At 67.5% G+C, this 12,285-nt stretch carries 10 protein-coding genes; 6 read left to right on the forward strand and 4 right to left on the reverse strand.

What is annotated here, in order from left to right:
• The first annotated feature begins 4 nt into the window (after positions 1–4).
• The gene (locus AC099J_RS27825) at positions 5–1,477 is read left to right on the forward strand and encodes an efflux transporter outer membrane subunit (RefSeq protein WP_479618558.1); all 1,473 of its coding nucleotides are present in this window, start codon (positions 5–7) and stop codon (positions 1,475–1,477) included.
• A gap of 125 nt (positions 1,478–1,602) precedes the next feature.
• On the opposite strand, the gene AC099J_RS27830 is transcribed toward AC099J_RS27825, so the two are convergent.
• Together AC099J_RS27830 and AC099J_RS27835 are read right to left on the reverse strand one after the other, a co-directional pair.
• Positions 1,603–2,598, reverse strand: a complete 996-nt coding sequence (locus AC099J_RS27830; protein WP_479618559.1) for an SGNH/GDSL hydrolase family protein — start codon at positions 2,596–2,598, stop codon at positions 1,603–1,605.
• 213 nt (positions 2,599–2,811) lie between these two features.
• Positions 2,812–3,186, reverse strand: coding sequence for a YbaN family protein (locus AC099J_RS27835; RefSeq protein ID WP_479618560.1), 375 nt, complete (start codon positions 3,184–3,186; stop codon positions 2,812–2,814).
• A gap of 313 nt (positions 3,187–3,499) precedes the next feature.
• On the opposite strand from AC099J_RS27835, the gene AC099J_RS27840 reads away from it, so the two are divergent.
• Together AC099J_RS27840 and AC099J_RS27845 are read left to right on the forward strand one after the other, a co-directional pair.
• Positions 3,500–5,506: a diguanylate cyclase domain-containing protein gene (locus AC099J_RS27840; RefSeq protein WP_479618561.1), complete on the forward strand. Its 2,007-nt coding sequence runs from the start codon at positions 3,500–3,502 to the stop codon at positions 5,504–5,506.
• Positions 5,507–5,593: 87 nt separating this feature from the next.
• Positions 5,594–5,899 (forward strand): YkvA family protein, encoded by a 306-nt coding sequence (locus AC099J_RS27845; RefSeq protein WP_479618562.1) that lies wholly within the window; start codon positions 5,594–5,596, stop codon positions 5,897–5,899.
• Positions 5,900–5,938: 39 nt separating this feature from the next.
• Here the strand turns inward: AC099J_RS27845 and AC099J_RS27850 are convergent, their stop codons facing one another.
• Both AC099J_RS27850 and AC099J_RS27855 read right to left on the reverse strand, forming a co-directional pair.
• Positions 5,939–6,811, reverse strand: a complete 873-nt coding sequence (locus AC099J_RS27850) for a pirin family protein (RefSeq protein WP_479618563.1) — start codon at positions 6,809–6,811, stop codon at positions 5,939–5,941.
• A 266-nt stretch (positions 6,812–7,077) separates the two neighbouring features.
• Positions 7,078–8,409, reverse strand: a complete 1,332-nt coding sequence (locus AC099J_RS27855) for an MFS transporter (RefSeq protein ID WP_479618564.1) — start codon at positions 8,407–8,409, stop codon at positions 7,078–7,080.
• A 188-nt stretch (positions 8,410–8,597) separates the two neighbouring features.
• On the opposite strand from AC099J_RS27855, the gene cyoA reads away from it, so the two are divergent.
• The 3 genes from cyoA to cyoC are packed head-to-tail and all read left to right on the forward strand — an operon-like array spanning position 8,598 to position 12,285.
• Positions 8,598–9,596 carry a ubiquinol oxidase subunit II gene (cyoA, locus tag AC099J_RS27860; protein ID WP_479618565.1) on the forward strand — a complete coding sequence of 333 codons (999 nt, stop codon included), beginning with the start codon at positions 8,598–8,600 and terminating at the stop codon, positions 9,594–9,596.
• A gap of 6 nt (positions 9,597–9,602) precedes the next feature.
• The gene (gene cyoB / locus AC099J_RS27865; RefSeq protein WP_479618566.1) at positions 9,603–11,609 is read left to right on the forward strand and encodes a cytochrome o ubiquinol oxidase subunit I; all 2,007 of its coding nucleotides are present in this window, start codon (positions 9,603–9,605) and stop codon (positions 11,607–11,609) included.
• Positions 11,602–12,285, forward strand: coding sequence for a cytochrome o ubiquinol oxidase subunit III (gene cyoC / locus AC099J_RS27870; protein ID WP_479618567.1), 684 nt, complete (start codon positions 11,602–11,604; stop codon positions 12,283–12,285). Before cyoB ends, cyoC begins: the two co-directional genes overlap by 8 nt.

The following is a 12,285-nucleotide window of genomic DNA, read 5'->3' on the forward strand; positions in this document are numbered from 1 at the left end:
ACTCATGCCTTTGACTCGCTCTTGCGCCGCCCTCGCCGCCCTGCCCGCTCTGCTGCTGGCCGCCTGCGCCAGCGGCCCGCACTACGAGGCGCCGCAGCTCGCACTGCCCGCCGCCTTCGAGCACGCAGCCGCGGCTGGTTCCGACGCGAAGGCCGAAGCGAGCACCGGGGCGAGTGCCGTTGCGAGTGCCGACGCCACCATCGCTGCGGCCTGGTGGAGTGTCTACACGGACCCCGAACTCGACGCGCTGCTGCGCCAGGTCGCCAGCGCCAACGCCGAGCTGGCCCAGGCCGAGGCGCGCTGGCGCCAGGCGCTGGCGCTGGTGGATGCGGCGCGCGCGCTGGCGCTGCCGCAGCTGGGGGCCGGGGCTTCCGTCTCGCGCAGCGGCGGCAGCGGCTTCGGCACCAGCACCAACACGGACACCGGCGCGGGCAGCAACGGCACGCTGTACGCCGCCGGCCTGGATCTGGCCTGGACGCCCGACCTGTGGGGCCGCGTGGCCCGCCAGCGTGGCGCCGCCGAGGCGGGCGTGCAAGCCCAGGCCGCGCTGATCGATGCCGCCCGCCTGGCGCTGCAACTGGCCGCCGCCCAGGGCTATGTGCGCCTGCGCGCCCTGGACGCGCAACTGGCGCTGCAGGGCGAAGCCGAAACGGCCTACCGCCGCTCGCTGCAGCTCACCCGCCACCAATACGAGGCCGGGCTGGTGGCCCGCGCCGACGTGATCCAGGCCGAGACGCAGCTGCAGTCGCTGCGCACCCAGGTGTTTGCCATTGGGCGCCAACGTGCGCTGCAGGCCAATGCGCTGGCCCTGCTGGCCGGCAGCACGCCGGCGGCCTACCGCGTCGACGCCCGCGCACCGGATGCGCGTGCACTGCCCGCCATGCCAGCCGTGCCGGCCGCCCTGCCCGCCGAGCTGCTGCGCCGCCGGCCCGATCTGGCGGCCTTGGAACGCCTGCTGGCTGCCGCGCACGCCCAGTGGGGCATTGCCCAGAGCGCCTGGCTGCCCGACTTCACGCTGTCGGCCAGCGCAGGCCTGCAGGCCGGCAGCCTCGCGGGCTTGCTGAATGCGCCGGTGCGCGTGTGGTCGCTGGGCCCGGCGCTGGCCGCCACGCTGCTCGACGGTGGTACGCGCCGCGCGGTCGAGGCCCGGGCGCTGGCGGTCTACGACGAGCAGGCTGCGGCCTGGCGCGCCGGCGTGCTGGGCGCCGTGCGCGAGACCGAAGACGCGCTGGCCTCGCTGGCGACGCTGGCCGAGCAGGAGCGCCAGCAACAGCGGCTGGTGCAGCTGGCGGGCGACAACGAGCGCGTGGTCACCTACCGCTACGAGGCGGGCGAGATCAGTTTTCTGGAAGTGGCGACCGCGCAGAACCTGGCGCTGACCGCACGCCGCGAGCTGCTGGATGTGCAGGCCGAGCAGCTGGCCGCCAGCATGCAGTTGATCGCGGCACTGGGGGGCGGCTGGCAGGCCAGCCGCTGAAGTTCAGCGGCCGACCGTCAGCAGCGCCTGCAGAGCGAGCGTGCTTGTATCGCGGCCGGTCCGATCTCACCGGCCGACCGTCGGCTGCGCATGCGGAGCGTGCCACTTGGGTGACCGGTGCTTGTTCAACGCTGCTTGGCCAGCGCCTTGTACATCGAGGTGCCGATGGCCCCGTGCACCTGGGTCGTGGGGTGCAGGATGTCCCAGAACAGAAAGGACGGCAGGTAGCTGCTCGTGGGCACGTTGACACAGGCGGCCGGGTTGACGAACAGGCAGCTCGGCGCGGCGGGAGCGTTGGGGACCAGGTAGGCGATGGCAGGCAAGTCCGAGATGACCGAGCCGCTCTCGATCAGCGCCTCGCCCAGTTCATACACGTTCACCCGCACGAAGCGGGCGTTCGGCAGCGTGCGGTCCAGCACCGCCAGCGTCACGTCCAGCAGCGCGTTGTGTTCGCGTGTCAGGTTGGTGAAATGCTTGCTCTGTCCCAGCGCCTGGATCTGCGGCGTGCGGCCCAGGTTGGGCAGGTTGGGCACCAGGAAGTCGCGCGCGCCGGCGGCGTACAGTTTCTTGATGGCCAAAGCCACGTTGCCCACCACCTGGTAGGGGCTGCCGGTGATGTTCTGCAGATAGTCGTTGGAGCCGGTCCACACCGTGTACAGCGCGTCGGCACGCGCACGGTTGCCGCCCAGGGCCTGGGTGAACAAACCCACCTGGCCCAGCAGGCCAGGCACGGCGAAGCCGCTGGGCGTGACGTTGGAGATGCCCGAGGCCGAGCCGCCGAACGCGAAGCTCACGCCGGGTTTGGTCTGCACTGCGGGGTGCAGCGACGGCGCCACTTCGGCTTGGGGGTTGCTGCCCATCAACTGCCACAGGTATTCCACCGCCACCGGGCCATTGGTGAAGCGCCCGTTCCAGTAGGTGGCATAGGGCGACACGGACGGCGGGATGGCCGGCGTCATCAGCGGCGTGGTGGCGATCAGGTCGTTGCCGGTGTCGGACAGGCTGTCGCCGAAGACCAGGATCGCCGGGTACTGAACCTTTCCTGCCCAGGCGGCAGGCGCCAGGCAAACGCAGACGGCGAGACTGAGTGCTCGCGCGATGGAACGGATGTGGGGCCGCATGGATTCCTCCGATTTTTTGGGTGTGTTGATTCGCCCCCCGAGGCGCAAGGGCCGATGGAGCGGCGCGATCTTACGTAACAACCGATCAAATTCGTTACGCAATTTGGGGGATATCGGGAACAATAGGCACACTCTTACGCAAAGTCGCGGCCCTATCTTCTTGTCAGAAGTTTTGAGTTCTGCTAGGAAACAGCGCCCATGCTGGCAGGCTTATCAGGGTCGAAGCGGCTCCGGGCGGCACCACAGCCAGACCAGCACGCAGGCCATGCAGCCGATGGCCAGGGCGGTCACCCACCAGTGTTGCCCCAGCCACAAGAGCAGGGTCGCGCACACGCTCATGGCCACACTGGCGTTCCACTTGGAGCGCCGGCTGACACGCCCGCCTTGCTGCCAATCGGCGATCAGCTTGCCGAAGACGCGGTGCGACAGCAGCCAGCGGTGCAGGCGCGGGGAACTGCGGGCCGCCGCCCAGGCTGCGATCAATACGAACACGGTGGTCGGCAAGCCGGGCACGAAGATACCCACCACCCCTGTGGCCAGAGAAATGCAGGCCAGCAGGATCAGCAGCCAACGCCAGGGGGCCGGCAAGGGTCGGGGCCCAACCACAGTCGCACATGACTGGGCTGTCGCTGGCAGAGCGCCAGCCGGCGTCGGGGCGTGCGTCGGGGCGGTGTCGTCGGCGGGCGGCGCGTTCGGTCGTGGCATGCGGACGGCCATTCTGGACCAGAGCCCGCTGTGGCCTCGGCACCGCCGCCCAAAACCTCAACCCGGTGCACCGGTTCGGCACAATGCCGCCGCATGCGCAGATTCGCTCGGTTATGAAACCTATATGGTCAATTCTTCGTCTGAAAATGGAGCACCTGAGTCGCTGGACGGCCCCAGTCCGGGGCGGCACCGGGCTTTGGCGGTCTGGATCGCGGCCGCGTTGGCGCTGGCGGTACTGATCGGCAGCCTGGTCCTGCTGGCCCTGGTCGAGCGCTATGCCGGTCGCCATGCCACGCGAATGGCGGTCTCGGCGCTGGAACAGATCGGCTGGCAGATGCGGGACCAACTGGACCGCGGCATGGCCTACCGCTATGAAGAGCTGCGCATCCTCGCCGGCATGCGCGATTTGCAGGCCGGTGCGCCGCCCGCGCAGGTACGCGCCGTGCTGGAGCGCGTGCAGGAGAGCTTTCCGCTGTATGCGTGGCTGGGCTACGTCCACCGCGATGGCGTGGTCGCCGCTGCCACCAACGACATGCTGGCCGGCTTGAACGTCAGCGCGCGGCCCTGGTTCCAGCGCGGCGTCCAGGGCGCTTTCGTCGGTGATGTGCACACGGCCGTCCTGCTCAGCAAGCTGCTGCCCGACCGGGACGAGCCCTGGCGCTTCGTCGACATCGCCATGCCCGTCACCGATGCGCAGGGGGACGTGCAATACGTGCTGGGCGCGCACCTCAGCTGGGAGTGGGCGCGCGACCTGCAACGCAGCCTGATGGCGCCGACCGGGGCCCGATACGGCGTGCAGCTGTTCGTGGTGGACACCGCAGGCCAGGTGCTGCTGGGGCCGCAAGGCACCGAGAACAAGCCCCTGGCGCTGGCCAGCGCCGGCGACCTGCGCCGCGCCGCTGGTGCGGACGTGCGAGCGTGGGACGACGGCGAGCACTACGCCACGGCCATCGTGCCGACGGTGGGCCACGGCAACTACCCCGGCCTGGGCTGGACGGTGGTGGTCCGCCAGGCCCGGCAGGCAGCGCTGGCGGACTACCAGCAGCTGCAGCGCGAGATGCTGCTCGGCGGCCTGGCGGTGTGTCTGCTGGCGGCCCTGTGTGCGCCGCTGGTGGCACGCCGGCTGACGCGCCCGCTGCGCCAGCTCACCAGCGCCGTGGCCGCGCGTGCACAGGGCGGCGCCGACCCGGTGCCCCTGCTGCACGACTACCGCGAGGTCGACCTACTGTCGCGCGCGCTGTGCGAGGCCGTCGAGGAGACCACGCGCCACCGCAGTGAGCTCGAGCGCGTGAACGCCAGCCTGGAGCGCCGCATCGAGGAGCGCACCGCCGAACTGCAGATCGGCCAGGAACGCCTGCGGACCATGGCGGACAACATGCCGGCGCTGGTCGCCGATGTCGACCGCGGGCTGCGCTATCGCTTTGCCAACAAGACCTACCAGGACTGGTTCGGCGTCGACCCGGCCGCGTTGCTGGGCAACACGATGGCCTCGCTGTATGGCGACGAGGCGATGCGCGATTGGCAGCCCGAGCTGGAGCGGGTGCTGCGCGGCGAGAAGGTGCAATTCGAGCGCTGCATGACGGTGCACGGCCGGCGCCAGTTCACCAGCGCCACCTACATTCCCCGGCGCGATGCCCAGGGCCAGTTCGACGGCTTTCACGCGCTGGTGTTCGATGTGACCTCGGCGAAAGAGCTGGAGCAGCGGCTGGAGGCCGAGGCCACACACGATGTGCTGACCGGCCTGCCCAACAGGCGCTATCTGCTCAAGAACCTGCCGCACGCCCTGGCCCGCGCCGACCGGCTGGACCACAGCCTGTGCCTGCTGTTCCTGGACCTGAACGGCTTCAAAACGGTCAACGACCGCCACGGCCACGAAGCCGGTGACGAGCTGCTGCGCCAGGTCGGCGCGCGGCTGAAGGCTTCGGTGCGCAAGACCGACACCGTGGCCCGACTGGCGGGCGATGAGTTCGTGCTGGTGCTGGAGCCCGTGGCCGATGCACGGGCCGACGCGCAGCGGGTGGCGGCCAAGATCGAATCCGCCATCGCCGAGCCCTTCGCACTGGAGGCGGCCATAGTCAGCATCTCCATCAGCATCGGCGGCGCCGTCTACCCGCCGCGCAGCGGCCGCAGCGCAGAGCAGCTGCTGTCCGGCGCCGACTCGGCGATGTACGCCGCCAAGCGGGCTGGCAGCGCCCAGCGCTAGGACCGTTACATCTGCACCGCTTGCAGGCCGGGCCGGTGGCCCCATGTCCGCTGTTCAGGGCTGCATGGCCCGCATGAGGAAACGCCGATGTGGAAACGCCTGTCCCTGCTGTGGACCCTGGTCCGTGGTGACCTGCTCAAACTGTGGTGGGCGCTGCGCGACCCGCGCGCCCCCGGCTGGTTGAAGGCCGCCACCGCCGGCCTGGTGCTCTACCTGATCTCGCCGATCGATCTGCTGCCCGACGCCATCCCCTTCCTGGGCGTGATGGACGACGTGGTGCTGCTGCCCCTGGCGATCCGCTGGCTGCTGGGCAAACTGCCAGAGGGCCTGCGCGCGGATCTGCAGGCGCGTGCCGCGCAGCACGGGGACAGCATGTCCGGCCGGGCAGGCTGACCAGGCGCTGCCCGGCGCCCGCGCCGCGCCAGCAGACGGTCAACCCGCTTGCGGCATGCGGCCGAAACGCCCGCCGTTGAAATCGGCAATGGCCTGGTGGATCTCGGCCTCGGTGTTCATGACGAACGGGCCATAGCCGACCACCGGCTCTTCGATCGGCTCGCCTGCGAGCCACAGCACGGTGGCCTCGTGCTCGGCCTCGATGTTCACGCCCTCGCCCTCACGCGCCAGATGCACCAGCTGACCGGCGCGCGCCGCCTCGCCGCCGTTGACCCGCACAGTGCCATGCAGCACCACCAGCGCCAGCGTATGGCCGGGCTGCGCCGTGAAGCGGCCCGTGCCACCGGCGGCCAGGCGCACATCCCAGACATCGATCGGCGTGAAGGTACGCGCCGGGCCGTGCGCGCCACCGAAGCTGCCGGCGATCACGCGCACGCGGCCCGCGCCATCGGGCAAGTCGACCGACGGAATCTGCGTGTCCAGCAAAGTCTGGTAGCCGGCCGGCGCCAGCTTGTCCTTGGCCGGCAGGTTGACCCACAGCTGCACCATCTCGAGCGTGCCGCCGCGTTGCGTGAACGCGGGCGAATGAAACTCTTCGTGCACGATGCCGCCCGCCGCCGTCATCCACTGCACATCGCCCGGGCCGATCAACCCGCCTGCGCCGGTGGAATCGCGGTGCGCCAGCTCGCCCTGGTAGACGATGGTCACGGTCTCGAAGCCGCGGTGCGGATGCGCGCCGACGCCACGCGGCCGCGGCGCCGGGTCGAACTGGGAGGGCGCGGCATGGTCCAGCAGCAGAAAGGGGCTCAGCTCGCGCCCCAGGCCGTCGTAACCGAACAGCGAGCGGACGGGAAACCCGTCACCCACCCAATGCGGGCGCGGTGCGCTGTGGATGCCCAGGGTCTTCTTCATCGTTGTTTCTCCTCATGCGGCCGCAGCGATGGCTGCAGCACAGATTGTGAAGATGAGGGCGCCGGCAGGTTTGCACAGGTGCCGCCGGCCGGCCAGACCGTTCCATGCGTGGAACGAACCCTCACGCGCTGAAGAAGCTGGCGGCGTGTGCGAGAGTGCCAGTGGCACACAGCATCGATGCCATCGACGTGACATCCAAAGCCTGAAGCAAAAAGCCTCGCCGTCTTGCGACGGCGAGGCCTTGTCGGGCGCTTGTCGGCAAGCCGTCAGTCGCGCGATTCCAACGCCCGGTTCAGGCCCAGTGCGCCCAGCGTGCACACGGCACCGGACAGCAGGTACACGCTGACATAGCCCAGCCCGAAATTGGCCGACAGGCCCAGCGCCACCAGCGGCGCGAACGCAGCGCCGAACAGCCAGGCGACGTCGGCCGTCAACGCTGCGCCGGTGTAGCGGTAGCGCGGAGCGAAGTTCGCCGTGACAGTGCCCGACGACTGGCCATAGGACAGGCCGAGCAAGATGAAGCCGATCAGGATGAACACGTCCTGCCCCAGCGTGCCGCCGTCCAGCAGCGTCGGCGCGAAGCCGCTGAACACGGCGATCAACGCTGCCAGATGGCCCAGCGTGCGGCGCCGGCCGAAGCGGTCGGCCAGCCAGCCGGAGGCCACGATGCCGCCGGCGCACAGGAAGCCGCCCAGCACCTGGATCATCAGAAAGCCGACGATGGACTGCTCGGTGTAGAGCTGGATCCACGACAACGGAAACACCGTGACCAGGTGAAACAGTGCGTAACTTGCTAGCGCCGCAAATGCACCAATGAAGATGTTGCCGCCCTGCGTGCGCACCAGTTCGGCGGCGGACACCGGCTCCAATTCGCGCTGGTTCAACTGCTCTTCGTACTCTTCGGCCACGACCAGCCGCAGACGCGCAAACAGCGCCACCACGTTGATGGCGAAGGCCACGAAGAACGGGTAGCGCCAGCCCCAGGACAGGAAGTCGGCCAGCGACAAACTGGCGTACAGATAGGCAAACAAACCGCTGGCCAAGATGAAGCCGACCGGCGCGCCCAGCTGGCCCAGCATGGCATACCACCCGCGGCGACCTCTGGGTGCATTGAGTGCCAGCAGAGACGGCAGGCCGTCCCACGAACCGCCGAGTGCCAGCCCCTGGCCAATGCGGAACGCCGCCAGCAGCCACACCGACGCCACACCCAGGCTGGCGGTGCTGGGCAGGAAGGCGATGCCGGCCGTCGAGCTGCCCAACAGAAACAGCGCGATGGTCAGCTTGGTCGCGCGGCCCCAACGGCGCTGCACCGCCATCGACAACACGGTGCCGATGGGCCGCGCGATGAAGGCCAGCGAGAAGATCGCGAAAGCCCACAGCGTGCCGTCCAGACGCGCCATGTCCGGGAAGAAAACCGGCGGGAACACCAGCACCGAAGCGATGCCGTAGACGAAGAAATCGAAGTACTCCGACGTGCGGCCGATGACCACGCCGACGGCGATGTCGCCAGGGTCGACGTGGTGTTCCGACTCGGGGTAACGTGGTGCGGGGCTCTCGATCACGGGAGCGGTATGAGTCGCTTGGCTGATGCTGGACATCGAACGTTCTCCAGACGGCACTTGGCCGGACGTCTTCAATAGACTGCGTATCTTCTCATGGGCTCGAGCGCCTTGATATAGGACAAAACGTCCTATGGCGCTCGGTACGGCGCGGCGATACATTTGCCCTTCCCATCGCAACCCGGGGTTACCCGCGTGCGGTCTTTGATAACCCTGTACTGCTCAGCATGCGCCTCAAGAATCTACTCAGAGGACCGCTTCTGCTCGCCTTCACCGGTCTTCTGACCGGTTGCAGCAAACTGGTCGTGCTCAACCCCGCCGGCGACATCGCGGCCCAGCAAGGCCAGTTGGTCGTCATCGCCACGGTGCTGATGCTGGTGATCATCATCCCGGTGATCGTCCTCATCTTTCTGTTCGCCTGGCGCTACCGCCAGGATGGCCAGCACACCCTGACCGAGTACGACCCCGACTGGCACCACTCCACCAAGCTGGAGCTGGTGATCTGGGCGGCGCCGCTGGTGATCGTGATCGCACTGGGCGCTGTCACCTGGATCAGCACGCACCAGCTCGACCCGTACCGCCCGCTGGACCGCATCGCGCCTGGCCAGCCGGTCGTCGAGGGCATCAAGCCGCTTGAAGTGCAGGTGGTGTCGATGGACTGGAAGTGGCTGTTCCTGATGCCCGAGCTGGGCATCGCCACCGTCAACGAACTGGCCGCGCCGGTGGACCGGCCGATCCGCTTCAAGCTCACGTCCAGCAGCACGATGAACGCGTTCTACATTCCCGATCTGGCCGGCATGATCTACACCATGCCGGGCATGCAGACCGAGCTGAATGCCGTGATCAACAAGGTCGGCGTGTACAAGGGCTTGTCCACGCATTACAGCGGTGCCGGCTTCTCGGGCATGACCTTCAAGTTCCATGGCCTGAGCATCGAAGACTTCGACAAATGGGTCGCCCAGGCCAAGGCCGAGGGCAAGCCCCTGACCCGCGCCGTCTACCAGGAACTGGAGCGCCCGAGCGAGCGCAACCCCGTGGTGCGCTTCGCCTCGGTCGATGCCGATCTGTACGACCGTGTGTTGAACCTGTGCGTGGCCGATGGCAAGCCCTGCATGCACGAGACCATGGCCAAGGACGCCGCCCGCAACCGTGCCCACGCCAGCGATCGCGCCCTGACCGCCGCCGCTGAGCAGTCGATCTGCACGCCCGAGACCATCATCGAGTGACCCGTCATGTCTGTTGAAAATACTTCCGTGCCTGCCCACTGGCTGCTGGGGCGCGTCACCTGGGATTCGATCCCGATGACGCACGACCCCATCATTCTGGTGACCTTCATCATGGTCGCGCTGGGCGGCCTGGCCACGCTCGCCGTGCTGACCAAGTTCCGCCTGTGGGGCCCGCTGTGGCGCGACTGGTTCTGCAGCATCGACCACAAGCGCATCGGCATCATGTACATGGTGCTGGGCGTCGTGATGCTGCTGCGCGGCTTTGCCGACGCGGTGATGATGCGGCTGCAGCAAGCCATCGCCTTCGGCGACAACATGGGCTATTTGCCGCCGCACCACTACGACCAGATCTTCACGGCGCACGGCGTGATCATGATCTTCTTCGTCGCCATGCCGCTGGTCACCGGGCTCATGAACTACCTGGTGCCGCTTCAGATCGGCGCGCGCGATGTGGCCTTCCCGTTCCTGAACAACTTCAGCTTCTGGATGACCACCGCCGGCGCCATCCTGGTGATGATGTCGCTGTTCATCGGCGAGTTCTCCACCTCCGGTTGGCTGGCGCTGTCCAACCTGGGCAATCAGAACCCGGGTGTGGGGCTGGACTACTACATCTGGGCGCTGCAGATCGCGGGGGTGGGCACCACGCTGTCGGGCATCAACCTGCTGGTCACCATCGTCAAGATGCGCGCGCCCGGCATGGACCTCATGAAGATGCCGATCTTCACGTGGACCGCGCTGTGCACCAACGCGCTGATCGTGGCCTCGTTCCCCATCCTCACGGCGGCCCTGGTGCTGATGAGCCTGGACCGTTACGTCGGCACGAACTTCTTCACGAACGACCTGGGCGGCAACCCCATGCTGTACGTGAACCTGATCTGGATCTGGGGCCACCCGGAGGTCTACATCCTGATCCTGCCGGCCTTCGGCGTGTTCTCCGAAGTGGTGGCCACGTTCAGCCGCAAGCGCTTGTTCGGCTACACCTCGATGGTCTACGCCACGGTGTGTATCACCATCCTGTCGTACCTGGTGTGGCTGCACCACTTCTTCACCATGGGCTCGGGTGCCAGCGTGAACTCGTTCTTCGGCATCACGACGATGATCATCTCGATCCCGACCGGGGCGAAGATCTTCAACTGGCTGTTCACCATGTACCGCGGCCGCATCCGCTTCACGGTGCCGATGCTGTGGACGGTCGGCTTCATGGTCACCTTCGCCATCGGTGGCATGACGGGCGTGCTGCTGGCCGTGCCGCCAGCCGACTTCGTGCTGCACAACAGCCTGTTCCTGATTGCGCACTTCCACAACGTGATCATCGGCGGCGTGGTGTTCGCGATGTTCGCCGGCATCAACTACTGGTACCCCAAGGCCTTCGGCTACAAGCTCGACGAGTTCTGGGGCAAGTGCTCGTTCTGGTTCTGGCTGGTGGGCTTCTGGGTCGCGTTCGCGCCGCTGTACATCCTGGGGCTGATGGGCGTCACGCGGCGCGCCAACCACTTCGAAGACCAGTCCTTGCAGATCTGGTTCCAGATCGCGGCCCTCGGCGCCTTCCTGGTCGCCCTGGGCATCGGCTGCTTCCTGGTGCAACTGGTCGTGAGCTTCATGCGGCGCGAGGAACTGCTTGACCACACGGGCGACCCGTGGGACGCACGCACGCTGGAATGGGCCACCTCGTCGCCCCCGCCGCAGTACAACTTCGCCTTCACGCCGGTGGTGCATGACGTGGACGCCTGGTGGGACATGAAGAAGCACGGCTACCAGCGTCCGCTGCAGGGCTTCAAGGCCATCCACATGCCGCTGAACACCGCCTCCGGTGTCGTCATCTCGATGCTGTCGCTGGTCTGGGGCTTTGCGCTGATCTGGCACATGTGGCCGCTGGCCATCGGCTCGTTCGCGGCCATCGTGGTGGCCTCCATTGCGCACACGTTCAACTACAAGCGCGACTACTACATCCCGGCGAACGAAGTGACTTCGACCGAACACGCGCATACCCAACTGCTGGCACGCCATGTCTGAACTCGTCCACCCTGCCGGCCTGGCCGGCGCCCGCACCACCGGCGTGGCCGGTTCGCACCGTGCGCCGGCCGCACCTGCTGCGCCGGTCGTGCGCGTCTACCACCTGGAGCACGAACCGCATCCAGAGAACGGCACCGCGCTGGGCTTCTGGATGTACCTGATGAGCGACTGCCTCATCTTTGCCGCGCTGTTCGCCACCTACGGCGTGCTGGGCCGCAACTACGCCGGCGGCGCCGGTGGTGCCGAGCTGTTCGATCTGAAGCTGGTGGCCATCAACACAGCCTTCCTGCTGCTGTCTTCCATCACCTTCGGCTTTGCGATGTTGCAAAAGCAGCAGAACAAGGTAGGCGGCACGCTGGGCTGGCTGGCCGTGACAGGCCTATTCGGCCTGTGCTTCCTGGCCGTGGAGCTCTACGAGTTCTATCACCTGATCCACGTGGGCGCCACGCCGCAGAGCAGCGCCGCCATGTCGGCCTTCTTCACGCTGGTCGGCACCCACGGCCTGCACGTCACCTTCGGCAGCATCTGGCTGGTGGTGCTCATGGTGCAGATCAAGAAGCACGGCCTGATCCGCGAGAACAAGCGCCGGCTGATGTGCCTGTCGATGTTCTGGCACTTCCTGGACGTGGTCTGGATCGGCGTCTTCACCTTTGTCTACCTGATGGGAGTGCTGTGA

It is taken from the genome of Rhodoferax sp. RT4P68 (genome assembly GCF_056521305.1).